Source organism: Methylomonas sp. DH-1, assembly GCF_046097555.1.
Taxonomy (GTDB): domain Bacteria; phylum Pseudomonadota; class Gammaproteobacteria; order Methylococcales; family Methylomonadaceae; genus Methylomonas; species Methylomonas koyamae.
The window spans coordinates 1,267,811-1,294,397 of record NZ_CP143089.1 but is presented as its reverse complement, the minus strand read 5'-3'; the positions used below and the strand labels follow the sequence as shown (position 1 = coordinate 1,294,397).

Below are 26,587 nucleotides of genomic sequence, written 5' to 3'. Positions count from 1 at the left end.
ATGCCCGATTGCAAGCACTTACCTTATCTTTAGTGTTGTATTAATTGAATTTGCTATCTCGTCACTGGCCTAGCCTAACGACTTCGCGGATTATACTTGATGTTCCAAAAATTTCACAACATTAGGCCGGCCCGCGCCGCTAAGCGGCCTTACCGCGCAAATTTCTCAGAATCTCTTCCAAAGGCACCAAATTCAGCTTGATCCGGTACAAAATCGTGCCGTCTTCCAACAAACCGAAGCACTCGTAAGTGCGCAGCATGATACTGGTTTGGTTCAGCGTATTGTCTTTCGATTCCGGCAATTGCTTGACCAGGATATGCAGTTTGTCGTTATTTTTGACCCTGGCCAAATGCTCTCGGTCCACCGAAATATCGTGCGAGGTGTATACCATCGGATTGCGCTTGAAATCGTGGTTCTCCAACTGCGCTTTCTCCAGCAAGGCTCCGGAGGTCAGGCTGCACGGATACACCTCCGGATAATGCGCGACATGGGTCAATTCGTCGAAATAATCCGATTGCTCGGCGAACGACCCGGACAGAAAATTTTTGACGTTGCCGTTGTTCATCCATTTCCGCTTCAGAAAGAAATCGGTGCCCGGCACCACGGTTTTATCGGCGATGCCGTTCAAATCCGGCAAGCCGCCCAAATCGACATCGGCCAAAAACAGCGGCGACTTGGTCTCCTTCTTGTAACCCAACAGAATGGTCTTGCCTTGCGATTTCATCGCCACCCGGTTGGTCAAGGTCAACTCCGGTATGGTATTGATCAAAGTCTTCTTGATGTTCAACGCCATTTCCTGACGCGGGCGTAGCGCGTTGACGAAGGTAATCTGGTAATTGCTGAACCGCAGTTGCTTCTCGGCAATAATTTGGTCTTCGTGCTGCGCCTCGCGGTACAGGCGCATCTGGTACTCGATCAACGTATTCAGCTGAAAGCCCAACACGATCGGGCCTTTGAACGGGTTATGGGTAATCTGCAACCATTTGTGCTTGTCGTGAAACAGGTTGAAATCGTCGGAGGCGTTGCGGGCGACTTCTATATGGATTTGTTCGAAGGTAAACGACTGTTGCGTCATCGGTTGATCATCCTAATGGCCAAGCCCGGCATTGTAGGCCGAATCGGGCTGACCGAACAAAAATCTCCCGGCGACAAACGACAGCTTCCGCGTGCGTTATGCCGTTTATCCCGGAGAACCGGCACTACCGAGCCGCAACAGAGCGTTGGCCTGACTGCAGATTTGAGCGGCAACCGCGGGGTCCAGCCGCTGCAGCCAGCGCCGCGGAATGCCGTCTACGCCATATTTGGCACCGGCCAGCATGCCTGCCAGCGCGCCGGTGGTATCGGCATCGCCGCCCTGGTTGACCGTGGCAACCAAGCAGGATTCGACGCTGTCGCTGTTGAAAAAATGGTGCAGCACGGTCTGCACGGTATCGACGATATATCCCGAAGCCCGGCCCGGATAAGGGTCGTAAGCGAATTCCACGAACCGCCCCACCAAACCATCGGCTACCTCGCGGCAAGCCGCTGCATCTTGGCCGTCGATCAACAGCCCGGCGATCCGGCCCAGCGCCAATGTCCCGGCGTCGGATAACGGATGGTGATGAGTGATCCGGCTCTGCTGCAAACTCCACAGTTCAAACAATTCCGGCCGCCGCAAGGTCGCCAACACCACCGGCAGATTGCGCATGCAGGCGCCGTTACCGGCTTCGTCGTCGCGCGGTTCGCCGGACAGTTCGCCGCGATCGCGAAACCGGAGGATGCCGCGGCGGCAGGTATTGCCGACATCGACCGGCCCGCTTTCCAGCCAGGCCAGAAAATTTTCGGCTACCGCCGACAAATTCCAGCCTTGGTTGTCGATGATCGCCTGGCCCAAGGCCAAACACATCTGGGTATCGTCGGTAACCTGGCCCGGCTCCAGGCCCAACCAGCCGCCACCGACAATGTCGCGGTGCACGCCGTAACGTTTTTGAATCCGCTGCGGCGACATGAACTCCACCGTCGCCCCCAGCGCATCGCCGCAAGCAAAGCCCAGATAAGCGCCCAAGGCCCGATTCGAAATTTGCGCATCCATCAGCTCAACACCCTAACCCGGTAATCGCCGCCAATCGCCAGATATTCCGCTTCGCCGCGCAAAGCGTGGTGCGGCAGCAATTCGTTAAAAAACACCAGCTTGACCATCGGCACCCGCACTTCCAGAATGTTGGCGCCGAATTCGCTGGCGATACCGGGCCGGTCGGTAAAGGATGTAATACTGTTAAACCGCACAATTTTGTCGTGCCGACCTTCGTCTTTGACGACGTAATCGTCCAAAGTATCGACGCCGCGGTACAGCGTTTTGTGGGTCGCGGCCGGAACCTGGAACCGCTCGACCACCCACTGGCAAAACTCGTAAACCAGATCCAACTGCATATAAATGCAATTGTTGTGGTAGCGGCTGTTCATCTTTTCTTCGATGTAAGTCAACCAGTCGTTGCTGATGAAATTGCGAATCCGGGTTTTATGAAAGCTCGGAAACAAGCCGAACCGGCTTTCCACCCAGCCCTTCATTACCGCACCCTGGGCGTTGTTGGAATCCATGCCCCAATCCTGAATCAGCCGTAAGTAACTGTTACGGTAGCGGCGCCGGCCCAGGGCATCGTCGCGTAGGCGCTGTTCGGTCTCGAAACCGAACACCACGCACATATAATCCTGAAACACCCGGCCGCATTCGGCCAAACTCGGCTGCTGCGCCAATTGTTCGAACAAACCCGGCGCAGACTCGCGGGTACCGGCGATATGCAGCGGTTTGGGATAGTCGTTAAACAGATGGCTGGCCATGCAAGCCGTCGCCATGCCGATCAAGTTGGTGCTGTAGCTATACAAAGAACTATCGGGCATGGATTAATCGGAAAGCAAGTCCGGCAATTGGATAAGCCCTAATTCTCACATCGAATAGGGCAATTAGCCATCCCGAACAGGCCTGTAGGGACGAATTCGCCCGGTATTCTTCGCGCCGTAAAGCTAAATCCCAAACCACGCAACCGGGCGGCTAGTTAGAAATAGCAAGCAGCAAGCAAGAATCCAGCCGTTTTTTGTGATTGACATCACACAAAGACCCGGAATACAGTGCGCTAGCCGATTGATTATTAAACAAAAAACAAGTGATCGATGACGGGCAAAACTATAACAACACACAGGAGATTCATATGAAAAAGTATGTAGCCGAGTCCTTCGGGACATTTTGGTTGGTTCTTGGTGGCTGCGGTAGCGCGGTGTTGGCCGCGGCGTTTCCGAATGTGGGCATCGGCTTGCTCGGGGTTTCGCTGGCGTTCGGTTTGACGGTACTGACCATGGCCTATGCCATCGGCCATATTTCCGGCTGCCATCTCAATCCGGCGGTGTCGGTTGGCTTGTGGATGGGCGGCCGGTTTCCGGCCAATCAATTGTTGCCTTACATTGTCGCCCAAGTCATCGGCGCCATCGTCGCCGGCGGCGTGTTGTATTTAATCGCCAGCGGCAAGGCCGGCTTCGATGTGTCCGCCGGCTTTGCCTCCAACGGTTACGGCGAACATTCGCCGGGCGGCTACTCCCTGCTGTCCGCGCTGATTACCGAAGTGGTGATGACGATGATGTTTTTACTGATCATCCTCGGCGCCACCGACGCCCGCGCCCCGGCCGGCCTGGCACCTGTCGCCATCGGTCTCGGCTTAACGCTGATTCACTTGATCAGCATTCCGGTCACCAATACTTCAGTCAATCCGGCCCGCAGCCTGGGCGTGGCGGTATATGTCGGCGATTGGGCCTTGGCGCAACTTTGGCTGTTCTGGGTGGCGCCGATTATCGGTGCGGTGCTGGGCGCTTTGGTCTATCGTTTTATCGGCAGCAGCGAAACCTAATCCCGCGGCTCCGGTGGGATGGCCAACCGGCGCGTCCCACCATCCTTAAAACCGTCCTGACGCCAGGAGCCAGACATGGACCGGAAAAACTACGAAGGCAGTTCCAATGTGTCCGGCGCGGTTGCGCTTGACGGCAATTATTTTGTCGTTGCGGACGACGAAGAAAACCGACTCAGTGTTTTCGAAAAAGGCCCGGAACAAACGTTAAATCCGGCGATTGCCTTATCAAGGGTTTTCGATGGCGAAATCGAAGACGGCAAAGGCTGCGAAATCGATTTGGAAGGCGCGGCGGCGATCGGCAACGTTTATTTCTGGATCGGATCCCACAGTACCAACAAAGACGGCGAACGCCGCCCCAGCCGCCACCGTCTGTTCGCGCTGCAAATCCAGCGTAACGCCACCGGCGAATTCAGCGGGCAACGTTACGGGCGGATTTATCGGACCTTGATCGACGACCTGATCCTGGACCGCCGGTTTAAACCCTATCGGCTGGATAAGGCGGTCGGCATAGCGCCCAAAGCCTCGGGCGGCCTCAGTATCGAAGGCTTGGCAGCGACGCCGGAGCAAAGTTTGCTGATCGGTTTTCGCAATCCGCTCGCCGGCGGCACCGAGAAAAACGGCCGGTTACAAGATGCTAAGGCCCTGATCGTGCCGCTACTGAATCCGCTAAACCTTCTGCAAGGCCAAACCGCAACATTCGGCGACCCAATCGAACTTGACCTCGGCGGCTACGGTATCCGCGACATCGCCTGGCGCCAAGGCGACGAATACCTGATCGTCGCCGGGCCCTACCATGCCAACGAAGACCGTAGCGAGAAACACCGGTTGTATCTGTGGCACAGCAACAAACCAACCCATAAGCCCAAGCGCTTGGACGCCGACCTTGGCGAACTGAATATCGAGGCGGCGTTCTTTTTTCCCGGCCAAACGGATTGGGTCGAATTGTTGAGCGACGATGGCGATACGAAGGGGTTTCAATGCGTTTCGGTAAGACTTTGACGGAATAATACAACTGGACTTTTTGATGTAGTTGAGACGTCCAACGCCCGGCTTTTAAGGTCTCCGCCGCCAAGTCGCTTATGCAGTAGTAAGGAAAGAATTCCGTCCCGGCGGTTTTTCACGCTTCTTTCATCCAGCCAACGTAAAATTTACTCGGATACAATCCCAGGTCTGCGGCATATTTAGTAAGCTATTTAGTTATTTGTTAGACCTTCGATATCTAAATGCCTCGAGACGACTTCTCAAGAGCGACCAAGGACGCGCTAGCAAAACGTGTTGGTTTACGTTGTTCAAACCCAGCCTGCAAAGCGTCCACAAGCGGCCCACACATTGAAACACACAAATCGATAAGCCTTGGGGTAGCCGCCCACATTGCCGCTGCCTCCCCTGGCGGACCTCGCTACAACATAGAAATGACTCCGAAGGAGCGCGCCTCTATCGATAACGCGATTTGGCTATGTCAGAACTGCGCTAAACTTGTAGATACCGACTCAGCAAACTTTCCATCATCTTTACTCTGTCAATGGAAAGTATTGGCCGAAAGTGAGGCGCTACGCGCAATTGGCAGCCCCCATTCGAATGACTATTTTCCTCAACCCGCGTCGGCTATACACGCCCCACTCCCTCGAATTGGCGGACACATCTACGCCGACGCCCGAGAAATGCTGATCCAAGCGGGGTGGCAGCCATGCCTTAGCCATTGGTCGAGAAGTTCAGACTGGGACATGTCTTTCGGCAACGGGCGGTACTTTTGGAACAAAGGATTCCATGAAATTCAAAGCATATGCCCCACCGGTCTTGCCTATTGTACATTTGCGTTCGACGACGTATACGGCAACCATCTTGTAGTAGTCACGGCAGGTGAAGCCACAGATACTCTGGATGGTTCACCAAAAGTATGGCGCTGGCGATTCGAGCGTTCCGATGAACTTTAGCGCTACTGGATTGAATGCAATAAAACCTGGGTTGAAGCCAGGTTTCGCATACTCAACCTATAAAATCTTCATTTGACCGGCGCCATTCAAGCTCACTCATCCTCCGCGACTACCTTGGGCATATCCCGATTAATCAAGAAATACACCACCGGAATCACCACCAACGAAAACAAGGTGGAAGCGATGATGCCGAAGATAAAGCTCCAGGCTAGGCCGGAGAAGATCGGGTCCAACACGATCATCATCGAACCCAATACCGCCGAGGCGGCGGTCAAAAAGATCGGGTTCAAACGAGTGGCGCCGGCTTCGACGATGGCGTCGGCCAGACTGATGTCCGGATTGCCGCGGTAAATGTTTTCGATGAAGTCGATCAGGATGATCGAGTTACGCACCACGATACCGGCCAGCGCGATCATGCCGATCATCGCCGTGGCCGTGAAATAAATCGGGCTGGCGTACTCGCCGACATCGCCGGCAAACAGATTGATCAGCCAGAAGCCTGGCATGATGCCGATCACGGTCAACGGAATCGCGATCATCATGATCAGCGGTACGCCCAACGAGCCGGTTTGGCCGACCAGCAGGATGTAGATCATCACCATCGCCGCGGCAAAAGCCAGACCGAGGTCGCGGAACACGTCGACGGTGATCTTCCATTCGCCCTCGCCGGCCATTTCGGCTTTATAACCGGCCGGCAGCGGTTTGGTTTCGAACACGTCGAACAAATCCAGAATCGCCTCGACCGGACTGCGGCCGGCCATTTCCGCGGTGACGTAAGCCACACGCTGCAAGTTCTTGTGGTAAATGGCTTTTTGCCCGCTCTGGCGGTCGAATCGGCCCAATTCGCTCAGATGCACCAAGACGCCGTTGGCGGTTTTGACCGACAAGGCCAGCAAATCGGCTTCGGACGAACGCGCGACTCTGGGCAATTGCAGCCGGATCGCCAGCGGCTGCCGCTCGTTTTCGGCATGCAATAAGCCGACATCGGCGCCGGCCAGCGCCAACTGCAGGGTTTGGGCGATTTGCGCAGCCGTGACGCCCAACGCGGCGGCCTTGTCGTGTTCCACCAGAAACTGCCATTTTTCGTAGTCGGCTTCGACGAAATCGTCGACATCGACCACACCCTCGGTTTGCTGCATGTCCGCCCGCACCCGGTTGGCGACATTGATGATATCGGCATAATCGGCTTGCGGCGGGCCGTAGACTTCGGCGACGACGGTGGACAATACCGGCGGCCCCGGCGGCATTTCCACGATCTTGATGTTGGCGCCGAATTGTTTTTCGATGCGGTCGATCTCGGGCCGCATCCGCAACGCGACTTCGTGCGAGCCTTGCTCGCGGCGGGTTTTATCGGCCAACACGATGCGAATATCGCCCAGGTTGGCGCCCTGCCGTAAATAGTAATGGCGGACCATACCGTTGAAGTCCATCGGCGACGACAATCCGACGTAGCTCTGGTAGCTGCTGATTTCGTTGACGGTCGCCAAGTAGCGGCCCAACTCGGCGGCAACGCGGTCGGTAGCCTCCAATGACGCCCCTTTCGGCATGTCGATGACCAGTTGCAGCTCGTTTTTATTGTCGAACGGCAACAGCTTGAGCGGCACCACCCGGGTCACCGCCATCAACGCCGACAACACGAAGGCCACGATCACCGCCGCCAGAAACCACCAGGCCTTGGTCTTATCGGCCAACAGCGGCGCCAGAATGGCCTGGTAAATCTTGAAGCCCCGGCTTTGTTTCAAATCGAACGCCGGGCCGTGGTCTTTGCCGTAATCGCCTTTCAATAAACGATAACTGGCCCACGGCGTGACGCTGAAAGCGATGACCAGCGACAGCAGCATCGCGATCGGCACGTTAAATGCCATCGGCGCCATATACGGACCCATCATGCCGGTAATGAAAAACATCGGCACGAAGGACATGATCACCGCAAACGTCGCCAGTATGGTCGGCGGCCGAATTTCATCGACGGCGCTGAGCAAAGCTTGCAATGGCGGCTCTTTACGCATCTTGTAATGGCGGTGGATGTTTTCGACGTCGACGATAGGGTCGTCGACCAGTAAACCCAGCGACAAGATCAAGGCAAACAAGGTCACCCGGTTGATCGTGTAACCGAAGATCAAATCGCACAGCAGCGTGATGGCGAACGTCATCGGCACCGCCAGCGATACGATCAGCGATTCCTTAAAACCCAGCGACAAGGCCAACAGCACAATGATGGTCAGAATGGCAATGCCCAAGTGCATGACCAGTTCGTTGACTTTATGGTCGGCGGTTTCGCCGTAGTTGCGGGTCACGGTCAGCAGCACGTCGTCCGGAATCAAGCTGCCTTGCAATTCCTCGGTCAGCGCCAGCACCTGTTCGGCCACGCTGACCGCATTGGCGCCGCGGCGTTTGGCGATGGCGACGGTCGCCAGCGGCCGTTCCTCGCCGGCTTGCGGCAAGCGGCCGGGCTCGCCGACCGCGTGCATTTGCGCCACAGCCGGACCGAAGCCGATACGGGTGTAGTAATCGGTATCGGCCGGTCCGTCGACCACCTCGGCCACGTCGCGCAAATGCAGCAAACGGCCGTTGCCGCCGGCCACCACGGTATTGCCGACCTGCTCCGCGCTTTGGTAGTACGGTCCGGCTTCCAACACGATTTCGCGGTCGTTGGCGGTAGTTTGGCCAACCTGCAAATTCAGGTTGTTCTGTTGCAAGGCGCGTTGGACATCGGCCAGTCCGATACCGCCGGCCTGCAATTTGGCCGGGTCCGGATAGACCGAAACCCGCCGCGGTGCGGCGCCGACCACCCAGCTTTTGCCGACGTTATCCACCGCCCGCAACCGCTCGATCAGTTCGTCGGCAATCCGGCGCAAAGCCATCGCATCGACGTTGGCGTTTTGCGGCGACAGGCTCAGCAATAAAATCGGCACATCGTCGATTTCCACCGGTTTGACCAGCCAATCGCTGACGCCCGGCGGAATGATGTCCTGGTTCGCCAGCAATTTATCGCGGGTCTTGATCAGGCTGTTTTCCAGGTTTTCGCCGACGTAATAGCGCACCGTCACCACGGCTTGGCCCGGCCGGGAGATGGAATAGACGTATTCCACGCCTTGAATCTGGCGCAGCAACACTTCCAGCGGCGTCGTGATCTGCTTTTCCACTTCGTCGGCTGAAGCGCCCGGCGCCTGCACGAACACATCCATGACCGGTACCACGATTTGTGGGTCTTCCTCGCGCGGCGTCAACATCAGCGCCGCGGCGCCGGCCAACAACGAGATCAGCAAAAACAACAAAGACAGGTGCGAAGTGGTAAACAACCGGACGATGGCAACCGTCAGACTGTCTTTTTTAATTTCGTTGGAATTCATTGCCCAAGCTCGCCTTGCAGGAGGATGGTTTCGCCGTCCTTTAAACCGGACAGCACTTCCAGTTGGTCGCCGTAACGTTTGCCGCTACGGATATGCCGCATCTGCCATTGTCCGCCCTCGACCACGCGCACGGCCTGCAATTGGCCGAATTGGACGATGGCGCTAGCCGGCACCAGCAGCACCGCTTGCGGCGCCTGGCAGCGCGCTTCCAGCCAGGCGAATTGGCCGTGTTGCAGGCCGGGCGTTTTCGGCAAATTGACCTTGACTTGTTGAGTCAGGGTTTGCGGATCGATCTCCGGGCTGATTTCGTCTATGGTGCCCGCCAGCGTCTGCCGCAAGGCGTCGATTCTGACCGATACCGTTGCCCCCAGCTCAAGCTGGACGGCGCATTGGCTGGCTATCGCCGCTTCCAAGCGCAAATCGTCGGGTTGATGAAAACTGATGACAGGCCGGTTCGGCACGGCCATGTCGCCCGGCTCCTGGAAGCGTTCGCCGACCACGCCGTCGAACGGTGCGTACAGCACGTTCTCGCCGAGCATGACCTTGCTCTGCTGCGCCGCGCTGGCGGCTTGATTCGCCATGGCCCGCGCGGCTTTGGCCTGGGCTATTACCGCGTCGTAGTTTTGCCGGGTGGCGGCTTGCTTCTGGTACAGATCGACGATGCGTTTCTCGTCGGCGCCGGCCTGAGCGGCCTGGGCTTGGGCCGCGACGTAGGCGGCATTCGCAGCGTTATAGGCCGCTTGCAAATCGCGGTCGTCCAATTTGGCGATCAATTGGCCTTTTTTCAAACGGTCGCCGGGATGAACCGGCATTTCGACGATCCTGGCGTTCAGTTTCGGCGCAATTTTTACCGCCAGCCGCGAACGCAGCGTACCCTGCCACACCGACGATCCGGCCTCCGCCTGTCTGGCAATGCGCACAGTCGCCGCGTTGGCCGGAACTGTTCTGGCGGCTATCGAGGTAGTGCCGGGCTTGGTCTTGCTGTCGCCGCCGAGCACGCCGAGCGCCAGTAGAATGACCAATAACAGGCCGCCGATAGCCGCCAGCGGCACCAGCCATTTCGGTTTATCGGAAAGAAAACGATGGTGGGACATGTGGGTTTGCCTGCAAGGGGTTATTGCCAAAAGCCGATGGCTTGTTTCAAGTCCGCTTCGGCGCGCAATGCATCGTAACGGGCGCCGATTTGCCGATTGCGCGCCCGATCACGGGCGACTTCGGCCTCGAGGTAGCGGGTGACGGTGACGACGCCGGCCCGGCGTTGCTCGTTGACCAAGCGCAACGCTTCTTCGGCGGCTCGCACCGCGGCGTCGCTGACCTCGGCCCGGTGCAAAGCCTGCTGCAAGCCGAGCTGCGCCGATTTAAGCTGGTTTTCGATGCGCAACCGGGTCTGCCTGACGGTTTCTTGGGCTGCGGTCAGTTCATGCTCGGCCTTGCGGATTTTTTCCTGGGTGGCAAATCCGGAAAACACGTCAACTTCGACCATGACGCCGGCGCTGACGTTGTCGCGGTTGCTGCTGAACGCCAGATCTTTGCTGTCCGAACCGTAACTGACATAGGCATCGGCCCGCGGCAGATGCGCGGCTTTGGCCGCCGCCAATTGCTGTTCGGCGATAGCCGCGCGCTTCTCGGCATTTTTCAACTCGGGGTGTTGCGCCAAGGCTTGGTTCAGCAAATCGTCGAAACCGGCGGGATTGTCCGGCAGACCGGGTTGAAAATTGCCGGCAAATTCGAATGCGTCGTTAGCATTCAAGCCCAATAGCGTCCTCAACAGGCTCTGCGCCAACTCGATGGCATGCGCCGACTGGATTTCGGCATCTTTGGCTTCGGCCAATTGCGCCTCCAACGACAATACGTCGGATTTCAGGACTACGCCGGCGTCGTATTGAATTGTTGACTGGTTCAATTCGCTTTGCACCGCCTCAATTGCGCGGTTATTGACCTGGTGCGCTTCGATCGCCGCCAAACCGCCGTAGAAGGCGGCGGTGACGTTATTCACCAAACGGTTGCGGGTAGCGGCCCTTTCCAGTTCGGAACTTTCGACGCCCAGTTGTGCGGCTTGGCTCAAATAGTAGTCCTGGCCGCCCCGAAACAGCGAGTAAGTCGCCGTGACTTGCGGACGGTAATTGTCGACGCCGCCCGGATGGTTAAAATCGCCGCCGTTAAGATTCAAGCGGCGTTGAGCGATGATCATCGAGAACGCCATGGCCGGATTGTCGCTATGCTGGTATGACAGGCTGGTTTTGATTTGCGGGTAAAAATTGGCCAGCGCCTGCCCCAACTGGGCGTCGGCTTGCTCGATCCGCTCCTGCATGATTCGCAGCTCCGGGTTGTTCGCCAACGCCTGCTCGACGGCTTGTTCCAGCGTGTAGGTATTCGACGCCCACGCCGCCGGTTGCGCAAAACCCAACAAAGCCGCAAGCGTCACAACGCCATATTTCACAATCATTCGCATAGACATGCCAAACGTTAGTAATTAAGTATTTCCTAATATTATAGGCCAAATCCGTCCTTTTCTCGCCTTTTTTATTTGCCTAAATTCGATATTGCCAGTATGCCAATTTAAGATAGTCGTTTAGGCGTAGAAATGAATGCTTGAAATGTTTGGTCATCATGGTAACTTTAGGCACTCACCCAATAACCTTCCCATAATAATAATTAGCTTGAGAGGATACAGCGCATGAGCCTTGACGAAAACACCAACGAAACCGCGAATCAAGCCGAGGAGCCGAATCAGGCCGCCGCTAGCCCTGCTGCAGCCCCAACCGCCGCCGCCGGCAATGCTCTGGCCGGTTTTCTGGCTTTAAAAGAATCCAACCCCAAAGTTTTTTACGGCGCGATCGGCGGTGCTGCCGTCGTTCTGCTCGCTTTGATGTTCAGCGGCGGCTCCGACCCAAAATTGCCGGTCCACCAACAAAAACCGCTGGTACCCGGCCAAAGTTACGTACTGAAAAGCCCTAACACTTACGATCCGAATGCGACGGTTAGATTGGTTTCCGTGCCGGGCTCGTTGGCGGCCTACGACGATACCGAGGAAAACGACCGCGATGGCTCTTGCAAACACATGCCGATGAATACACCGGTCAAATTAACTCAAGTCCAAAACGACCCGACCGACAAGAATCTGGTGTGGGCCGAAGTCGAAATCGCAGCCAGCGGGGAATGCCAAGGCCGACGCGCGTGGACTTCTTCAATAAACTTGCAATAAGAGTTGACACAAGAAAAATAAGCTTGTATAATACGCAGGATAGTTAGCCAAGCGGGAATAGCTCAGTTGGTAGAGCACGACCTTGCCAAGGTCGGGGTCGCGAGTTCGAGTCTCGTTTCCCGCTCCAAATTCGATTAAGCCGCGGCAAAACGCGGCTTTTTTGTTTAACCGATCAAGGCTGCGTAGCAAAGTGGTTATGCAGCGGCCTGCAAAGCCGTATACACCGGTTCGATTCCGGTCGCAGCCTCCATTAGTCGATTCGGCACAGTTCAACGAAGTACATCAAACCCGCAACCCGCAAGCCACAAGGCTTAGCGGGTTTTTTATTGTTCAATAGCGTTCAATGGGATTCATTGAAATCCAGGGGTAACCGGGGGTAACATTCGGGGGTAACCGAGTTACCCCGATTGGAGTTACCCCCATGGCCCTATCCGACATCGCCTGCAGGAACGCCCACAAAAGCGACAAAGCCAAAGACGGCAAGGCTTTCAAGCTATTCGACGACAAAGGTTTATTCCTGCTGGTCAAGCCCACGGAAAGCGGCTGGGGTAAGTGGTGGCGGTTTAAATACCGCTTCGACGGCAAAGAAAAACAACTCTCGCTCGGCACCTATCCGGAAGTCAGTCTCGGCCAAGCCCGAGAAAAACGCGACGAAGCCAGAAAACTGGTCGCGGCGACGATAGACCCCGGCGAAAACCGCAAAGCCGTCAAAGAAGCCAGAGCCGACAGCTTCGCCAACAGCTTCGAAGTCATCGCCCGCGAATGGGGCTCCAAAAAAGTCCAAACCTGGGACGAAAAAAACAACCGCTCCAAGCGCATGCTGGAACGCAACATTTTCCCCTGGCTCGGCGCCAAGCCGATTGCCGACATTCTGCCGAAAGACATCCTGGCCAGCCTACGCCGCATCGAAGAGCGCGGCACCATAGAAACCGCCCACCGCACTCTGCAAATCTGCGGCCAAGTGTTTCGCTACGCCGTCGCCACCGGCCGCGTCGATCGCGACATCACCCAAGACCTGAAAGGCGCCCTGCCCCCGGCCAAGGGCGAACACTTCGCCGCGATCACCGAACCAAAAGAAGCCGCCGAACTATTACGCGCGATCGACGGCTACCAAGGCTCGCTGCCGGCGCTGTGCGCACTGAAACTGGCGCCGCTGGTGTTCGTCCGGCCGGGCGAACTGCGAGCCATGCAATGGCAAGACGTTAATCTGCAAACAGCCGAATGGCGTTACCTGGTAACCAAAACCAACGTGCAACACATCGTACCGCTGTCGCGCCAGGCAATCGCCATCTTGGAAGAACTGCAACCGCTCACCGGACACGGCCGCTACGTCTTTCCGTCGGAACGGACGCCGTCCGGCATCCGCTGTATGAGCGAAAACACCCTGAACGCCGCACTAAAACGCTTGAGCTACGGCAAAGACAAAATGACGGTGCACGGCTTCCGGGCCATGGCCAGAACCATACTCGACGAAGTGTTGGGCGTGCGGCCGGACTTTATCGAACACCAGCTCGCCCACGCGGTCCGCGATCCCAACGGCCGCGCCTACAACAGAACCGCGCATTTGCCGGAACGGCATAAGATGATGCAGCAATGGGCCGACTATTTGGATGCCTTGAAACAAGGCGCGCAAGTCATCCAGTTTCCGCGCCAGGCGTAACCGGATGAACTTATGCTCACCTGAATCCTTGCTTTTGCTTAACGCGCCCAGCCCACCCGATCCCGGCAATAAAGTTTTTTTATGAATTTTCCCGGAATAGCGAAATAAACCAGCATACCCAGCACAGTCAGCACTACCAAGGCTTGCAGAGCTTCTAACCCAGCACAAAGCCAGCACTAAACCCAGCACTAACAGGATCGATAGACAGGGCATCGACCGATACCGCGGATAAACTGAAGAATTGGCGGTTGCTTTAAGATTGTGGCCACCATCGCGCTTCTTGATTGGTCGCATAGGCGGCGCAGCCTGATTGGGAATGTCGGTCGTTCTGTTATAGAATGAATTGCGTTGAACTCTAATGAACGTTACCGGATAAACGGCAAATTATGAACAAACACACCTTTAAGGGATTGCTTAGCGGCCTGAGCGCTACCAGTTTGCTCTATTCCGATTCTCGTTATCCGGAGCTTTCCCCGGGCAGAGCCGCAAAAAAACCCGACCTCGATAATATGCGTGGCGATTGGTTGAAAATTGGCGGTGACTTCAAAACGGCAATCCAACGTGAAAAATCCGCGCAAGAAAAAGCCCGCCACTCATAGCCCACGTACCGATACCCAAGTATCAGTTGGCTGGAGCGGCCCACTACCGCCGCCCGCCGCGCTCCAACAATTCGACGCCACCATAGAAAACGGCGCCGAACGCATCCTTAAAATGGCCGAAACCGAGCAAGCCGCGCGCCTGGCCAGGGAAGCCGAAGCCATCAAGTACGAACTCGCTAAATTCGAAGCCATACGCCAGGACAACCGGCGCGGCCAATGGCTGGGATTTATCATTGCCCTTTCCGCAGTGGCTGCAGCCTCGATCACCGCCTATTTTGGCGCACATCCTTCGGTATCCATCGCCTTGGTCGGCGTTCCGATCCTGGGCATTGTCAAAGCCATCATCAACAGCCGAAGCGATCGATAAGACAACGACGCGCAGAAAATCAATACAATGAAATGGAAGCCCGTTTGGCAATCAGCCGGGCGGCATGCCTTGCAACAGCGCCGTGCGTTCGGCCTTGCTGAGTGTATTCAAGAGGTTGGCGGCTAGCTGGACCGTAGAAGTGGCCGGCGGGTTGATGTAGTGCTTAAAGCCCAAAGTGGTGACGAACGTCGCGCCGCATTCCTTGCTATTGAGACACTGGCAATACAAATCGGCGACGGTTTTTTCGTCGTTCAGATTATTGCGGGACGTGATGCGGGCTTTTGATTGGCAATGTGGGCAATAAACAGTCATGGCGGCCTGGATTCCTGGAACGATGCCGGCATTATGCGGCGCCGGCGCGCGGCAAGCGATATGAGCTTAAACCAACCGTCGCTGTGGCCATGAAGTCGTTACCTTCGTTTCGCCGCGTTGGGTGCTGGCGGCCATAAACCCACCCTGGTTATAATCGAATCAACCGGATAGCCCGACGGGGCGAAAAGCGGGTTTCGTCAGCTCGTTTCCGGTTTTCCATTCTGACGGCTTCACTTTGACGGAGTGTTTCTATGCTCGAGGTAGAGTTTACCGGTTGGGGTAATTCTTGGTACGTTATTTTTCCGGAAGTCCATTATTCGAGGAACTACTACAACTATATCGTCAGCGAAGGCGAAGTTACCGGCAAATTTCTGATAAGCGATGAAGACGAAAAGGAATACAGACTTTCAAATAATTTTGGCCATGTTCATATCATGCAACCGTTGTTAACTGAAGGTAGCACCATTTCGAAACTGATCGATGAAGGGAAAATAGACAAGATTGACCTAGAGCATGTCTTTTTCGAAATCAAACAATACCGCACGATTTTTTCCCAGATACACAAGAGAAATGTTTTCGTTGAGGTTAAAAACTCGTTATCACCGATCGAACCGGAAAAACCCATCGAACAAGTGGAAGTGCTAAGGGAGTCGGCCGCTATGCATGCAAACCGATCGGAAGACTTGAGAACGTTGATTATGGCCAGCGAAAATTTCTGGGCGAAAGCCGATCGGGATGACGACACCACCTGGCCATATAACGATCAAGTCGCGGACTGGTTGAAAGCAAGGGGATTTTCGAAGCGCTTGGCCGATATGGGCGCCACTATTATTCGCCCGGCATGGGCTCCGCCAGGCCGTAGATCGGGTAAATAGCGACACCTATCCAGCGCAGGCCGGGCGCGGGTTTCAGCCACTACAGCACCCTTAATAGCGAAACCCTTTCGCTATTTTTTTCGATTTCCCCCAGCCATCATGCAGCCATGTTCAACGAGCCTCATTGGAATGCAACGACATGGCAACCGCAATCCATAAACTACCCGAAACCGGATTCCTGCGGATCTGGGATATTGTCGGCGACAAGAAGAAGAAAACCCCGGCCTTGATTCCGGTCGGCCGGACCACGTTTTTAAACCGGGTGAAAGAAGGCATTTATCCGCAGCCGGTCAAAATCTCGGAACGCACTACCGCTCTTGGCGGGTTGAAGATATTCGCGGCCTGATCGACAAGATCGGCGGTAAAACGGAAGCCGCGCCGACCGAAGGCAAGGAGCGTGCCGCATGAACGAACTAAACTTAAAAATCAGGATATCTGGCGACGGTAGCCAAGCCGAACAAAGTGTTGGCAGGGTAGAAAAGGCTCTGCGCGGATTGGAATCTGCCGGGCCCAGAATCCAAGATATGCTGGCAGGCTTAGGCGTTGGCGTATCAGCGGCAGGGTTTGCTGCAATATCGAAAGACATTCTGGATACGAATCGCAGTATGGAATCGCTACGCGTGCAGCTGGACAGCGTCACCGGCAGCGCCAAAGACGGAGCTAGCGCGTTTGATTTCCTGACCAAGTTTGCCACAGACACGCCGTTTGAAATCGATGGGCTGACGAAGGCTTTTGTCAGCCTGAAAAATTACGGCATACAGCCCACCGCCGAGGTAATGCAAGCCATTACCGACCAATCTTCAAAGCTGGGCGCAAGCCAGGAAACCTTGAGCGGCATCGTAACTGCGTTTGGGCAAGCCTGGGCCAAGGGTAAACTGCAGGCTGAAGAAATGATGCAGCTCGCCGAGCGCGGCGTACCGGTCTACGACCTGCTCTCTAGGTCTCTGGGGGTATCTACCGATGCGATCCAAGACATGGCCAAGAGTGGCGATTTGACTCGCGACACCATCAGGGGATTGATTGCGGAAATGGGCAATGCGGCCACTGGCAGTAATGCTCGGGCCATGGATACCCTAAACGGCAAGATAAGCAACTTGTCGGATGCGTGGCACCAATTTGAAGACACGCTGTTAAACGATAAGTCCGAGGGACTTATCAAAAGTATCATTCAATCGGAGACCAATAGTTTAAATATCCTAAAACGGAATTTGAGCAGCAGTTTGGACGATCAGATTGCCCACGCCGAGGCCAGAATAAACCAATTCAACCAAATGGGTGCCGTCGGCCGAATGATTGCCGACTATAGCGGATATGACATAGGCCGTGAACAGAACAAGCTTGACGCTTTGCGCCGAAAAAAATCGGCGCAAGATGAACTCGATCGGCTAACAGATATAAAAAATAGGTCAAGGGATGCGGTGAAAGAAACACAGTCATGGCTTGACGAATTGGAGGCATTGGATCTCGCTGCAAATAAGAAATCATCCGACAAGAGCGCGAAAGATAAAGAATCCGCCGCCAAATCCCTGCAATCTGCCTATGAGTCCACAGAACGCAGCCTGCGCAAGGAAATCGCCCTGCGCGGCGAGAACAGCGCTGCGGCGCAAATGGAATTCGAAGTGCAATTCGGCTCGCTGGCCAAGCTGGACGAAGCGCGCGCGCTGATTTTGCTGAACCTAGCCGCCGAGAAAGACGCGGTGCTGGCCAACGTCCAGGCCTACAAGGAATACGACGATGTGGTCGAACAAGGCCTGGCACTGGCCGGCAAGCAGCGCGCGGCGCAATCGGAAACCTACAACCGCCTGTTCGATCGCTTCAACCCCGGCTATTCCAGCCTGACCCAAGGTATTGCCGATGTGGACCAGGCTAAAGCCCTGGGCCTGATCGACGCCGACCGGGCCAAGGCCGAATTCGACAAGTTGGGCCAGGATTACAACGACCTGGTCAATAACGTCAACGCCGGCAGCGACGAGATGTCGCAATTCGCGATCCAGGCCTCGCGCAACATCCAGACCTCGTTTGCCGATTTCATCATGAGCGCCGGCGAAGGTTTTGACGAGTTGGGCGCCAATTTCGCAAAAACCCTGGCCCGCATGGCCGCCGATGCCGCATCGGCACAATTGATGGACACGCTATTGGGCAAGGGCTTCGGCACCGACAAAGCCGCCGGCAACGGTTTGCTCCAGGCCGGCTTTTCCGCGTTGACCAGTTTATTCGGCTTTGCCGACGGCGGCATCATGACATCCGCCGGCCCGCTGCCGCTGCCGGATGGTCGCTCGATTCCGGTGACGATGGCCGGCGGTGGCAAAGCTATGACCGTGATAATCCACAATTATGGCGGCGCAGAATTGCAAACCAAGGAAACGGATACCGCTGACGGCAAGATACTGGAAGTTATCATCGACAAGCGGATTAACCGGTGGGCAGCCAATAACAAACGCCAAGGAGGCCTGCTGCCATGAACATCAATTTGACACATCCCCAGCACAAGACTATCCTGATCTCGCTTTCGCAAAAAACGAAAGTCGGGATTGGAACCCCGTTGAGTAAAGGCGTCAAGACGCCGAATCAAGGCGTTTTTTATTGCCTCAAGAAAATGGTCGCGCCCGCAGTGCGCCCAAGTATTTTGGTGGCGCGTAGCGGGCAGCCGCAAGGCTGGCCGGCTCCTTTACCCGGTAGTTCCAACCTGTTACGCGTCGCCGCCCAAAGCTTGGAACCTTTGAGCGGCGGTTATCAACCTTCAGTAAAGGAACAACCGCTATGAACACCCCAGCTACGGGCAAAATCCGCCCAGAATCCACCCAACAACCCGAAGCCCTTAACGACTTCTTCCGGCAGATGGCCGAACTGGACACCGAGCGCCAAGCCGCCACCGCGGCCGGCATTCCGGCATTGCTGCGCCTTGCCGACGTGGCCGAGCGCGACAGCGGCCAAGCCAACACCGTGCGCAGTTTCCTGCTCGGTTTGTACAACGGTTACCGCTTCCCGTTCAACCTGGTCCGCCTCCGAGGCTTGGACAAAACCCTGTTCGACGACTGCATGGCCGTACTGACCCTGGACGCCCGAGCAACCGCCAAGGAGGTTCACCAGTATTTGGACGGCGGCGACGACCGTTTCGAGCGCTGGGCGCAAGAGGGTGCAGCATGAGCGCGTCATCCGTCAAAAAAACCGCTGTTACGTCATCGCCATTGACCAGCATCAAACCGGCCGGCACCGTTGCCATGGTACCCGACTCCACCGAGCGAATCAGTTACTGGCAAGACCAGGTTGAAGATTTCCTGACCGAGTTGAGCAAATTGCGTTGCCTTTCCGGCCTGCTGAACGGCCAAAACGAGCACAACAACATTACGCTGTCGGAGCTGTGCTATCTGATTGACCCCAGTGTGGAGCGCTTGAAGGACATTTGCGACGAACTGAGCGACCTGTTTTATCAAAAGCAGGTGGCATTCGTGCAAGCGGCCGACGAGCGCGGCAACCCAACTGACGCGGCATAAGCCGACCGGCAACTTTTTGCTGCCGGTTTTGCGCCGGCCGTGGCCGTTCTCCGCCCGGAGACCGCCCGCGGCCGCGCACCGGCAAGGAAGCAAACAATGACAAACGATGTCCAAACAATCATCGACCAATTCCGGGCCGACATGGCCAAGGCCGGCATGGTCGTCAACGAACCGATCATAGCCGACGGCGTATTGCACCGCGTCTACGTGGAAGGCGACCGGAGCGGCACCCAGAACGGCGCCTATATCCTGCATGTGGACGGCCATTCGGCCGGCTATTACGAGCATTTTCCGCAAGGCTTGAAAGTGACTTGGCGCTTCGGCAGCGCCGGCGCCAAGCCGTTGTCGTTGGCAATGCGCCGGCAAATCGAAGCCGAGCGTAAACGCCGCCAACGCGAGCGCTGGCAACGCCAACAGGAAACCGCCGACAAAGCGCGTTTGATCTGGCAGAACGCCAAACCGGTGTTCGAGACCCGACAACACCCTTACTTGAAGCGCAAATCGGTCAAGCCTTACGGCATCCGTACCGGCCGCGGCGCGCTGATCGTGCCGTTTTACGACGACACCCGCCAGTTGGTGAATCTGCAATTCATCGAGGGCAACGGCCAAAAGCGTTTTATGGCCGGCGGCCGCAAGAAAGGCTGTTTTTCCCCGATCGGCGAACCGGCCGACGCCGAGCGTTTGTTGATCTGCGAAGGCTGGGCCACCGGCGCCAGTCTGCACGAAGCCTTGGGCGTGGCCGTGTTGGTCGCGGCCGATGCCGGCAATCTGGAACCTGTGGCATTGGTGGCCAGGCGTTTGTATCCGGCGGCCGAGATCGTCATTGCCGGCGATAACGACGCCAGCGGCGTCGGCCAGATAGCGGCGAAAAAGGCCGCGCTGGCGGTTAAGGGTAAATACCTGATACCCGCGCAACCGGACACCGACTGGAACGACGTGATCGCGGCGGGAGGCTCGGTCTGATGGACGCCGCCGACGATTTGAGGCAAGACCTGTTCGATAACCTGGCCGAACAGGGCGAACTGCCGAAACCGCCAACGAAAAGCGCTAAAACGGCGCCCAATTTGGCAGCGGCGGTCGATCCGTTCGATAAGGATGCGGACCTACTCACCGCGCTGCCGGACGGCACCCAGTTGAGCCCGGACGACATCGCCATTCTGAAACGGATGAACCTCGACTATTGCCATACCTTGGTCGGCGGCAAAAACCTGGTGATCGGCCAACGCTATTGCCAGGTGCAAGGCAACGTGCTGACTTTCGAGGCGCCGGCGGAATTCAAGAAAAAGTTCATGCATGCGCCGTTAATCGGTATGAGCGACGGCCACGGCCGCGGCAAACGCAAGAATCAGGGCCAGGCGTGGCTGGAATGGCCGGGTAAGAACATCAAGCTCGGCGGGACCGGCTTTTTCCCAGATCCGAAAAAATGTCCGGCCGACGCGCTTAACTTTTACCGCGGCTTGCAGGTAAAGCCGATGGCCGGCGACGTTAAACCCTATCTGGACCATTTGCGCTACGTGATTTGCGCCGGCCACGAGCCGTCGTTTCGCTATCTGGTGGGTTGGATGGCGCACTTGTTTCAAAAGCCGGACGTCAAGCCTAGCGTGGCCATCGTGTTGAAGTCGGTGGAAGGCACCGGCAAAGGTACCATGGCCGAACCCTTGCTGCGGATCTTGGGTTCTCATGGCAACAAGACCAACGGCGCCTATGCCATTGCCGGCCGCTTCAACGGCTTGGTGGCCAATCGGCTGTTGATCTTCGCCGACGAGGTGGACTTGACCGATAAGCACGTCGCCGACCGCCTGAAAGGCATCATTTCCGAAACCACCGTCAACCTGGAACGCAAAGGCTTGGAGATCGAGCCATTGCCGAACTATTGCCGGCTGATCTTCGCCAGCAACCACGCCAGAGTATTGAGCGCCGGCATCCGCGAACGCCGCTATCTGGTGTTGGAGCCGTCGGACGGCTTTGCCCAAGATCCCGGTTACTTCCGCCGGCTGTGGCATTGGATCAACCACGACGGCCCGGCCAAGCTGCTGAACTATCTGTTGATCGTCGACATTGCCGACTTCGACCCGTACCGCTGCCCGCAAACCGCGGCGCTGATCGCCGAAAAGCTGTGCAACCTGAGCGGCGTGAACCAGTTTTTCTATCACCAGATCGCCAAGGCGGAACCGTTCGGCGGCCGGCCCAGAATTCGGGCGACCGACCTGGTCGACGACTTTGTTAGCTGGAGCACCGAGGAAGGCGAGAAAGTCTCCAAGGCGGCAGCCGCCAATTTAACCGGACGGATGATGGCCAAGCTGGGTATTCAGGTACACGGCCGCTCCGATCGCGGCGGCGGCAAGTATTACGATCTGCCGGAACGGTCTGAATTGGTACAGCGGTTTGCCTTTTTGCTGGATATCCCGGTCGAGGAGCTGGAGTAATGAAATTCTGCAAACCGGCGCTTTTACTGTCCCAACTGTACCACCAAGAAAAACACGCATTATTTCAATATGTTAAGTGGTATAGCAATTATTTATCTATCTATACCATATCGATACCAACTAACCCGAAATCAGCGGGAAAAAAGGAAAGCGGCAACAGTTATTTAATCGCTGTACCACCTATTTTGGCAACTGTACCCCACCTGAAAGCCGCGCCAGCCGTGGGCTTGAGGGGGGGTGGTACAGTTGGGACGGCAAAAATCGCATTTTTTCTTTTTATTTATTACGTCGGCGTTTTCCGCCGTTCCTTCCCGTGTTTGGCGACTGCACCTGGCGCTGGGGAGGTGACGCACTGATCGACTAAGTAATCCAGTTGGAGTGGCCAGGGCTTGAGGAGGACACCAACCACTGACGAGGATTTAAACATGACTGCATTTAACCCTTTGGCGGAACTTCGCCGGCAAGGCTTCGACGCCGATTTACACCAAGGCCAGGTGCGGGTTTGGCCGCGGCACAAGGTCAGAAAAGCGCTGGCTATGTTCGTTACTGCCAACTTGCCGGCGATTACCCAAGCGCTGGCGGCCGAAGACAACATGAAGAGCGTGAACAACGTGTTGTTGTGGGATCTACCGGTACCAGTCAACGCTGGCAACAGCGAACCGCCAGCCGGCGCAATTCCGGAACACTTAAACGGCCAACGGTTTGCCGGCATTCCGGCGCCAGGCGCTTGATAAACCGATTTACGGAGAATCTCATGAAAACAATTCGATTGTTCGGCGAGCTGCAGAAATACAAAGCGGAGTGGCGACTTGACGTGAAAACCCCGGCCGAAGCCCTACGCGCGATCGACGTGCAACGCGACGGCTTTCTGTCCGAATGCGATGCCGGAAACTACGCGGCGATCCTGATCGATAAAAACAACACCGAACTTTGTCGCCGCCTTGATCCGCAAAACGCCAACGATCCTTGGGCTGATGAAGAGCTTTGGATCATGCCGGTTGCCAGCGGAGAAATCATGGCGCCTATGGTTGTCGCGGCGTTTGCGAGTGTCGGTATTGCCGTTGGTGAAGTGGCGGCAATGATGATCGCCGGCCTGCTTAATATCGCGATATCCATGGCGTTTACCGCGGTGGCCAATATGTTGACCAGCAAGAAACGCAATACCACAGCACCACAACAGGAACGGCCGGACAACAAGCCGTCATTCATCGCCGACGGCGTCGTCAATCTGACCGCGGCCGGCCATCCGCACCCGATCTTGGTCGGCGACGTGCCGGACGTGGGTTGCATCATCCTGTCGTCCGATTACTGGGTCGAGGATGTGCCTGTTTAAGTTTGGCCGCACTACCAATTGGGTTTGAGGAGCAGTTCCGGCTGTAACCGGTTTTTTAACGATTATTTTGGAGAACGAACATGGCTTTAACCGCATTACCCGTTAATTCACCGCTGACCCAGCTACGCGCGCAGGGCTTGGAAGCGGAATTCAACCGCGCTCGGGTCATCGTCTACCCGCAGCCGAAGATCACCAACACGTTGCGGCAATTCGTGTCCGACAACCTGGTGTCGATCGTCAACGAGCTGAACCTCGAGGGCTATTACACCAAGAATCCGGACCCGCTGGGCTATGCCGCCAAGAGCACCAGCGACGGTCGCCGCAATCAGGGTTATCTGATCTGGTCGCTGAATGCCGATCTGCGTACCGAACTGGGCGCAAGGCCGGTCGACGAGACCATAGACGCCGTTCCGGATGCGTTGAACGGATATCTGTCGTTTTAACGTCAGAAACAGGGGCTTGAGGAGGCCACGCCGGCCGCGACAGCGCCGGCATTTTTAAACCAATACCAGGAAATCACTATGAACCACTTAAGCACCACACAAAAGCAATACCTCAACGAGACAGTCCAAAAGCTATCCGCCGCCATGAAAAAGATCAATTTCACTCGGGAAATGTCGCCCGACGAGGCCGACGCGATTCTTAAGGAACTGGACGACGTGAAAGGCGAGCTGTTTATGTTCGGCGACCTCCATCCGGAGATCGAACAGATCGAGCTGTTCAAACAGGCGGCGGATTTGACGGAATACGCTGTAAATGCGTTGTCCGGCAACCGCGCCCAATATCTTTAACCCTTTATCCCGCTGTGCGGCCCTTACCGCGCAGCTCTTGATTCATTTATTTGGAGTACATGACATGAATTCTTCATCGATTGCCGAACAGGCCTTTCTGGCCAAGAAAACCGAGCTGAAGACAGACGGCGAGAACGAAGCCAGTCAGCGCCTGGAGCAGGAAACGCAGAACAATCGCCGACATCCATCCGAAGGTTCAACCAACCTATCTACTCAAGCAGGCGAAGGATTTGTCGGAAGACATACCAAACGCCTTAACCGATAACCGCGACCAATATCCTTAACCCTCATTCCTGCTGTGCGGCTGATGCGGTGCAGCGATTTATTTACCGAATTGGAGAACCCGACATGAACTCTTTATCGACTGCCGAACAAGACTTTCTAGCCAAGAAAACCGAGCTGCAAGCGGCCCAGGCCGACGAAGCCAACAAGCGCCGCGAAGTGGCAACGCTCAGACAACGCCAACACGACTTGCAAACGGAACTGGCCGCCTTAAATCAACGCCTGGCGCAGGCCAGTAATGCCTTGGCCAACGGCGATATGACCAGCGCCGACTATATCGCGCTGAAGCGCTCGATTGCCGACAAGGAGCTGGAATGCGAAGCGGCAAGCGCAGTGTTTGAAGCGCAGAACAACGCGCTGCAAATGCTGGTCGACCATGCGCGGATTTTGGCCGGAAGGTTGGGGCGGCATTTAACCGACGCCGCCGCAGGCGTAAAACAACGGGCGCTGGCCGCGAGTGTCGCCACCGGCGAGGCACATTTGAAACTATTCGCCTTGGCGGTCGCCGCGCAACACTTGGAAAGGCATCCGTATACGGGCCAAGAGAAATCCGAACAAGCCCAATTGGCCTATCGGATCATCGGCGAAGAATTATGCAAAGCCGTGTTCGCCGACGAGAACGAAGCCTGGCTGGTTATGGTCGAGCCGTCGCGTGCCCGTATCGCGATCGAGGAGACTATCGAGCAAGCGGCTTAATCGCATTGGCAAGCCGGGATTGTGCCGGCTTGCCTTTTCGTCGTCAGCCTATCACCGGAGGGATTAAGGATGGCCATTCATCAAGACGAAAATGGGATTTGGCATGTACAAGTCCAACGTAAAGGGATACCCCGTATTCGCCGGCGCGGCTTTCTGTCGAAGGATGCCGCCATCGTGTTCGAGCGCAATTATTTGGAGAAGCACCGCGCCGCCGCGGGATCGTCGGGCGACGGCCGCCTGCTGTCGGAACTGATCGAGCTATGGTTCGTCCGCCACGGTGCGCACTTGGTCGACGGCAAGCGCCAGCGCCGCGAGCTGCTGTCCATCGCCGCCGAGTTGAAAAACCCGGTGGCCAGCCGGCTGTCGCGCGATCAGTTCTTGGCCTACCGTTACGGGAAGACCCGGCAGGCGGATACCGCCGGATTGCGCTTATTCAACCAGGCGCACCATGGCTTGATCGCCATGTTCAACCGCTTGCGCAATCTGCGCGAGATCGATTACACCTCGCCGGTCTGCGACCTGGATCTAATCGAACTGTAGCGGCCGGAAACCTCCTCCTAGCTACGGGGAGGTGGTCGGTCGTGCCGATCGCGTCCCGGTACCGGTATAGCGGTCGAAATCGCCGCCGCCCGGCCTCAAATTCACTCCTCCTCACCTGCGCGGTTTTTGCACAAAAATTTGCATATGAATTTCGTTTTGCAGGGCTTGAACCAGGATAAATTGCCGGAACGCCACGAAAACCGCGGCTTTCAGATACCAAAGCGGACCATCTTTACCCGATTTGCAAACTTCACAAAGTGCCGATCATTGTCACTTTCTGCAATTGAACACGCCGAAACGGCAGACCTAAAAACCGGCCGACTTGCGGTAACTCATTGATAGATAAGACGTGAATTCTCGATTCCATTTTTTGGCGAAATTTCGATGCGTGCAGCAAGACGGGCTGAAAGCCCAGAAAATGTTGGATTTAATTGCAAAGTCATTGGCGGAAATTGGCGTTTTTTTTGCATTCAGAGCCCCTTGCCTTTTGCGGCTGTTTTATGTGAAAATAGCCGCTCTTTCGGAGGTAGCAGGGGTAACTTTTGGGGTAACCCAAAAAATCGAAACCTGCAAAAGCCAGAAAAGACGCTACTTGCAGAGGTTTTTGCGGTAGTGGTCGCAGCGGGAATAGCTCAGTTGGTAGAGCACGACCTTGCCAAGGTCGGGGTCGCGAGTTCGAGTCTCGTTTCCCGCTCCAAATTAATAAAAAAGCCGCGATATTCGCGGCTTTTTTATGCCCGATAGAAATCCTCTCCCGCTCAAACCAGGTGGTCTACCGGGAGAAAGCGGCGCCAATAAAACAGCTGCCTCCGATCCGAATCCAATGTTAGGTTGCGCTCGCGGCA

General features: G+C 56.1%; 30 protein-coding genes and 3 tRNA genes. 25 read left to right on the top strand and 8 right to left on the bottom strand.

Translation table 11 applies throughout. The annotated features are described in order from the left end of the window. Positions 1-139 precede the first annotated feature (139 nt). From VXJ35_RS06325 to VXJ35_RS06315, 3 genes are all read right to left on the bottom strand, one after another. Positions 140-1,075 carry a hypothetical protein gene (locus VXJ35_RS06325; protein WP_064020920.1) on the bottom strand — a complete coding sequence of 312 codons (936 nt, stop codon included), beginning with the start codon at positions 1,073-1,075 and terminating at the stop codon, positions 140-142. Between the two features lie 105 nt (positions 1,076-1,180). Continuing rightward, positions 1,181-2,071, bottom strand: coding sequence for an ADP-ribosyl-[dinitrogen reductase] hydrolase (gene draG / locus VXJ35_RS06320; protein WP_064020919.1), 891 nt, complete (start codon positions 2,069-2,071; stop codon positions 1,181-1,183). Then, on the bottom strand, positions 2,071-2,877 hold the full coding sequence (locus VXJ35_RS06315) for an NAD(+)--dinitrogen-reductase ADP-D-ribosyltransferase (RefSeq protein ID WP_064020918.1): 807 nt from the start codon (positions 2,875-2,877) through the stop codon (positions 2,071-2,073). Before VXJ35_RS06315 ends, draG begins: the two co-directional genes overlap by 1 nt. Before the next feature lie 308 nt (positions 2,878-3,185). On the opposite strand from VXJ35_RS06315, the gene aqpZ reads away from it, so the two are divergent. Then, a complete protein-coding gene (aqpZ, locus tag VXJ35_RS06310) occupies positions 3,186-3,875 on the top strand; it encodes an aquaporin Z (RefSeq protein WP_064020917.1) in 690 nt (229 codons plus the stop codon). A gap of 75 nt (positions 3,876-3,950) precedes the next feature. After that, positions 3,951-4,874, top strand: a complete 924-nt coding sequence (locus VXJ35_RS06305) for a DUF3616 domain-containing protein (protein WP_064020916.1) — start codon at positions 3,951-3,953, stop codon at positions 4,872-4,874. A 1,027-nt stretch (positions 4,875-5,901) separates the two neighbouring features. Here the strand turns inward: VXJ35_RS06305 and VXJ35_RS06300 are convergent. The 3 genes from VXJ35_RS06300 to VXJ35_RS06290 are packed head-to-tail and all read right to left on the bottom strand — an operon-like array spanning position 5,902 to position 11,608. Continuing rightward, entirely contained in the window at positions 5,902-9,162 is a 3,261-nt protein-coding gene (locus VXJ35_RS06300; RefSeq protein WP_064020915.1) for an efflux RND transporter permease subunit, read from the bottom strand. Beyond that, positions 9,159-10,256, bottom strand: coding sequence for an efflux RND transporter periplasmic adaptor subunit (locus VXJ35_RS06295; protein ID WP_064020914.1), 1,098 nt, complete (start codon positions 10,254-10,256; stop codon positions 9,159-9,161). Before VXJ35_RS06295 ends, VXJ35_RS06300 begins: the two co-directional genes overlap by 4 nt. A gap of 20 nt (positions 10,257-10,276) precedes the next feature. Beyond that, entirely contained in the window at positions 10,277-11,608 is a 1,332-nt protein-coding gene (locus VXJ35_RS06290) for a TolC family protein (RefSeq protein ID WP_231914859.1), read from the bottom strand. A 231-nt stretch (positions 11,609-11,839) separates the two neighbouring features. Here VXJ35_RS06290 and VXJ35_RS06285 point away from each other — a divergent pair, with 231 nt between their 5' ends. The 6 genes from VXJ35_RS06285 to VXJ35_RS06260 all read left to right on the top strand — a co-directional run bounded on the left by VXJ35_RS06285 (position 11,840) and on the right by VXJ35_RS06260 (position 14,993). Then, entirely contained in the window at positions 11,840-12,367 is a 528-nt protein-coding gene (locus VXJ35_RS06285; protein ID WP_064020912.1) for a hypothetical protein, read from the top strand. A gap of 51 nt (positions 12,368-12,418) precedes the next feature. Continuing rightward, positions 12,419-12,494 (top strand) — tRNA-Gly (locus VXJ35_RS06280). Between the two features lie 49 nt (positions 12,495-12,543). Then, a tRNA-Cys gene (locus tag VXJ35_RS06275) sits at positions 12,544-12,617 on the top strand. Positions 12,618-12,788: 171 nt separating this feature from the next. After that, positions 12,789-14,027: a phage integrase central domain-containing protein gene (locus VXJ35_RS06270; protein ID WP_064020911.1), complete on the top strand. Its 1,239-nt coding sequence runs from the start codon at positions 12,789-12,791 to the stop codon at positions 14,025-14,027. 386 nt (positions 14,028-14,413) lie between these two features. Further along, the gene (locus tag VXJ35_RS06265; protein ID WP_064029382.1) at positions 14,414-14,626 is read left to right on the top strand and encodes a hypothetical protein; all 213 of its coding nucleotides are present in this window, start codon (positions 14,414-14,416) and stop codon (positions 14,624-14,626) included. Continuing rightward, entirely contained in the window at positions 14,589-14,993 is a 405-nt protein-coding gene (locus VXJ35_RS06260; protein WP_064020910.1) for a DUF2335 domain-containing protein, read from the top strand. The genes VXJ35_RS06265 and VXJ35_RS06260 overlap by 38 nt, the downstream gene beginning before the upstream one ends. Before the next feature lie 51 nt (positions 14,994-15,044). Here the strand turns inward: VXJ35_RS06260 and VXJ35_RS06255 are convergent, their stop codons facing one another. Beyond that, positions 15,045-15,305: an ogr/Delta-like zinc finger family protein gene (locus tag VXJ35_RS06255; RefSeq protein WP_064020909.1), complete on the bottom strand. Its 261-nt coding sequence runs from the start codon at positions 15,303-15,305 to the stop codon at positions 15,045-15,047. 251 nt (positions 15,306-15,556) lie between these two features. Between VXJ35_RS06255 and VXJ35_RS06250 the strand changes: the two genes are divergently transcribed. The 16 genes from VXJ35_RS06250 to VXJ35_RS06175 all read left to right on the top strand — a co-directional run bounded on the left by VXJ35_RS06250 (position 15,557) and on the right by VXJ35_RS06175 (position 25,742). Continuing rightward, positions 15,557-16,180, top strand: coding sequence for a hypothetical protein (locus VXJ35_RS06250; protein ID WP_064020908.1), 624 nt, complete (start codon positions 15,557-15,559; stop codon positions 16,178-16,180). Between the two features lie 139 nt (positions 16,181-16,319). Next, positions 16,320-16,526, top strand: coding sequence for an AlpA family transcriptional regulator (locus tag VXJ35_RS06245; RefSeq protein ID WP_231914858.1), 207 nt, complete (start codon positions 16,320-16,322; stop codon positions 16,524-16,526). Between the two features lie 58 nt (positions 16,527-16,584). Continuing rightward, entirely contained in the window at positions 16,585-18,642 is a 2,058-nt protein-coding gene (locus tag VXJ35_RS06240) for a tape measure protein (protein ID WP_082880819.1), read from the top strand. After that, positions 18,639-18,944, top strand: coding sequence for a hypothetical protein (locus VXJ35_RS06235; protein ID WP_064020906.1), 306 nt, complete (start codon positions 18,639-18,641; stop codon positions 18,942-18,944). The genes VXJ35_RS06240 and VXJ35_RS06235 overlap by 4 nt, the downstream gene beginning before the upstream one ends. Beyond that, a complete protein-coding gene (locus VXJ35_RS06230; RefSeq protein ID WP_064020905.1) occupies positions 18,941-19,327 on the top strand; it encodes a hypothetical protein in 387 nt (128 codons plus the stop codon). Before VXJ35_RS06235 ends, VXJ35_RS06230 begins: the two co-directional genes overlap by 4 nt. Next, positions 19,324-19,674, top strand: coding sequence for a hypothetical protein (locus VXJ35_RS06225; protein WP_157198106.1), 351 nt, complete (start codon positions 19,324-19,326; stop codon positions 19,672-19,674). The genes VXJ35_RS06230 and VXJ35_RS06225 overlap by 4 nt, the downstream gene beginning before the upstream one ends. Positions 19,675-19,770: 96 nt before the next feature. Next, entirely contained in the window at positions 19,771-20,637 is an 867-nt protein-coding gene (locus tag VXJ35_RS06220) for a toprim domain-containing protein (protein WP_064020903.1), read from the top strand. Further along, positions 20,637-22,100, top strand: a complete 1,464-nt coding sequence (locus VXJ35_RS06215) for a DUF5906 domain-containing protein (RefSeq protein ID WP_064020902.1) — start codon at positions 20,637-20,639, stop codon at positions 22,098-22,100. The genes VXJ35_RS06220 and VXJ35_RS06215 overlap by 1 nt, the downstream gene beginning before the upstream one ends. Next, positions 22,100-22,456 (top strand): hypothetical protein, encoded by a 357-nt coding sequence (locus tag VXJ35_RS06210; RefSeq protein WP_157198105.1) that lies wholly within the window; start codon positions 22,100-22,102, stop codon positions 22,454-22,456. The genes VXJ35_RS06215 and VXJ35_RS06210 overlap by 1 nt, the downstream gene beginning before the upstream one ends. 69 nt (positions 22,457-22,525) lie before the next feature. Next, positions 22,526-22,831: a hypothetical protein gene (locus tag VXJ35_RS06205; protein ID WP_064020901.1), complete on the top strand. Its 306-nt coding sequence runs from the start codon at positions 22,526-22,528 to the stop codon at positions 22,829-22,831. A gap of 23 nt (positions 22,832-22,854) precedes the next feature. After that, positions 22,855-23,433, top strand: a complete 579-nt coding sequence (locus tag VXJ35_RS06200; RefSeq protein WP_064020900.1) for a tail assembly protein — start codon at positions 22,855-22,857, stop codon at positions 23,431-23,433. Positions 23,434-23,513: 80 nt separating this feature from the next. Then, positions 23,514-23,876: a hypothetical protein gene (locus VXJ35_RS06195; RefSeq protein ID WP_064020899.1), complete on the top strand. Its 363-nt coding sequence runs from the start codon at positions 23,514-23,516 to the stop codon at positions 23,874-23,876. Positions 23,877-23,954: 78 nt separating this feature from the next. After that, the gene (locus VXJ35_RS06190) at positions 23,955-24,224 is read left to right on the top strand and encodes a hypothetical protein (RefSeq protein WP_064020898.1); all 270 of its coding nucleotides are present in this window, start codon (positions 23,955-23,957) and stop codon (positions 24,222-24,224) included. Between the two features lie 64 nt (positions 24,225-24,288). Further along, the gene (locus VXJ35_RS06185) at positions 24,289-24,489 is read left to right on the top strand and encodes a hypothetical protein (protein ID WP_157198104.1); all 201 of its coding nucleotides are present in this window, start codon (positions 24,289-24,291) and stop codon (positions 24,487-24,489) included. An 83-nt stretch (positions 24,490-24,572) separates the two neighbouring features. Continuing rightward, positions 24,573-25,202, top strand: coding sequence for a hypothetical protein (locus tag VXJ35_RS06180; protein ID WP_064020897.1), 630 nt, complete (start codon positions 24,573-24,575; stop codon positions 25,200-25,202). 69 nt (positions 25,203-25,271) lie between these two features. Continuing rightward, positions 25,272-25,742, top strand: a complete 471-nt coding sequence (locus VXJ35_RS06175) for a hypothetical protein (RefSeq protein ID WP_064020896.1) — start codon at positions 25,272-25,274, stop codon at positions 25,740-25,742. 332 nt (positions 25,743-26,074) lie between these two features. On the opposite strand, the gene VXJ35_RS06170 is transcribed toward VXJ35_RS06175, so the two are convergent. After that, the gene (locus VXJ35_RS06170; protein WP_157198103.1) at positions 26,075-26,212 is read right to left on the bottom strand and encodes a hypothetical protein; all 138 of its coding nucleotides are present in this window, start codon (positions 26,210-26,212) and stop codon (positions 26,075-26,077) included. Between the two features lie 151 nt (positions 26,213-26,363). Here VXJ35_RS06170 and VXJ35_RS06165 point away from each other — a divergent pair. Then, positions 26,364-26,439: transfer RNA gene (locus tag VXJ35_RS06165), tRNA-Gly, on the top strand. Positions 26,440-26,587 lie beyond the last annotated feature (148 nt).

Bases quoted from the DNA above. Each gene is read 5' to 3' on its own strand.
- VXJ35_RS06325 (WP_064020920.1), bottom strand. From the start codon at position 1,075: ATGACGCAACAGTCGTTTACCTTCGAACAAATCCATATAGAAGTCGCC.
- draG (WP_064020919.1), bottom strand. From the start codon at position 2,071: ATGGATGCGCAAATTTCGAATCGGGCCTTGGGCGCTTATCTGGGCTTT.
- VXJ35_RS06315 (WP_064020918.1), bottom strand. From the start codon at position 2,877: ATGCCCGATAGTTCTTTGTATAGCTACAGCACCAACTTGATCGGCATG.
- aqpZ (WP_064020917.1), top strand. From the start codon at position 3,186: ATGAAAAAGTATGTAGCCGAGTCCTTCGGGACATTTTGGTTGGTTCTT.
- VXJ35_RS06305 (WP_064020916.1), top strand. From the start codon at position 3,951: ATGGACCGGAAAAACTACGAAGGCAGTTCCAATGTGTCCGGCGCGGTT.
- VXJ35_RS06300 (WP_064020915.1), bottom strand. From the start codon at position 9,162: ATGAATTCCAACGAAATTAAAAAAGACAGTCTGACGGTTGCCATCGTC.
- VXJ35_RS06295 (WP_064020914.1), bottom strand. From the start codon at position 10,256: ATGTCCCACCATCGTTTTCTTTCCGATAAACCGAAATGGCTGGTGCCG.
- VXJ35_RS06290 (WP_231914859.1), bottom strand. From the start codon at position 11,608: ATGATTGTGAAATATGGCGTTGTGACGCTTGCGGCTTTGTTGGGTTTT.
- VXJ35_RS06285 (WP_064020912.1), top strand. From the start codon at position 11,840: ATGAGCCTTGACGAAAACACCAACGAAACCGCGAATCAAGCCGAGGAG.
- VXJ35_RS06270 (WP_064020911.1), top strand. From the start codon at position 12,789: ATGGCCCTATCCGACATCGCCTGCAGGAACGCCCACAAAAGCGACAAA.
- VXJ35_RS06265 (WP_064029382.1), top strand. From the start codon at position 14,414: ATGAACAAACACACCTTTAAGGGATTGCTTAGCGGCCTGAGCGCTACC.
- VXJ35_RS06255 (WP_064020909.1), bottom strand. From the start codon at position 15,305: ATGACTGTTTATTGCCCACATTGCCAATCAAAAGCCCGCATCACGTCC.
- VXJ35_RS06250 (WP_064020908.1), top strand. From the start codon at position 15,557: ATGCTCGAGGTAGAGTTTACCGGTTGGGGTAATTCTTGGTACGTTATT.
- VXJ35_RS06245 (WP_231914858.1), top strand. From the start codon at position 16,320: ATGGCAACCGCAATCCATAAACTACCCGAAACCGGATTCCTGCGGATC.
- VXJ35_RS06240 (WP_082880819.1), top strand. From the start codon at position 16,585: ATGAACGAACTAAACTTAAAAATCAGGATATCTGGCGACGGTAGCCAA.
- VXJ35_RS06235 (WP_064020906.1), top strand. From the start codon at position 18,639: ATGAACATCAATTTGACACATCCCCAGCACAAGACTATCCTGATCTCG.
- VXJ35_RS06230 (WP_064020905.1), top strand. From the start codon at position 18,941: ATGAACACCCCAGCTACGGGCAAAATCCGCCCAGAATCCACCCAACAA.
- VXJ35_RS06225 (WP_157198106.1), top strand. From the start codon at position 19,324: ATGAGCGCGTCATCCGTCAAAAAAACCGCTGTTACGTCATCGCCATTG.
- VXJ35_RS06220 (WP_064020903.1), top strand. From the start codon at position 19,771: ATGACAAACGATGTCCAAACAATCATCGACCAATTCCGGGCCGACATG.
- VXJ35_RS06215 (WP_064020902.1), top strand. From the start codon at position 20,637: ATGGACGCCGCCGACGATTTGAGGCAAGACCTGTTCGATAACCTGGCC.
- VXJ35_RS06210 (WP_157198105.1), top strand. From the start codon at position 22,100: ATGAAATTCTGCAAACCGGCGCTTTTACTGTCCCAACTGTACCACCAA.
- VXJ35_RS06205 (WP_064020901.1), top strand. From the start codon at position 22,526: ATGACTGCATTTAACCCTTTGGCGGAACTTCGCCGGCAAGGCTTCGAC.
- VXJ35_RS06200 (WP_064020900.1), top strand. From the start codon at position 22,855: ATGAAAACAATTCGATTGTTCGGCGAGCTGCAGAAATACAAAGCGGAG.
- VXJ35_RS06195 (WP_064020899.1), top strand. From the start codon at position 23,514: ATGGCTTTAACCGCATTACCCGTTAATTCACCGCTGACCCAGCTACGC.
- VXJ35_RS06190 (WP_064020898.1), top strand. From the start codon at position 23,955: ATGAACCACTTAAGCACCACACAAAAGCAATACCTCAACGAGACAGTC.
- VXJ35_RS06185 (WP_157198104.1), top strand. From the start codon at position 24,289: ATGAATTCTTCATCGATTGCCGAACAGGCCTTTCTGGCCAAGAAAACC.
- VXJ35_RS06180 (WP_064020897.1), top strand. From the start codon at position 24,573: ATGAACTCTTTATCGACTGCCGAACAAGACTTTCTAGCCAAGAAAACC.
- VXJ35_RS06175 (WP_064020896.1), top strand. From the start codon at position 25,272: ATGGCCATTCATCAAGACGAAAATGGGATTTGGCATGTACAAGTCCAA.
- VXJ35_RS06170 (WP_157198103.1), bottom strand. From the start codon at position 26,212: ATGCAAAAAAAACGCCAATTTCCGCCAATGACTTTGCAATTAAATCCA.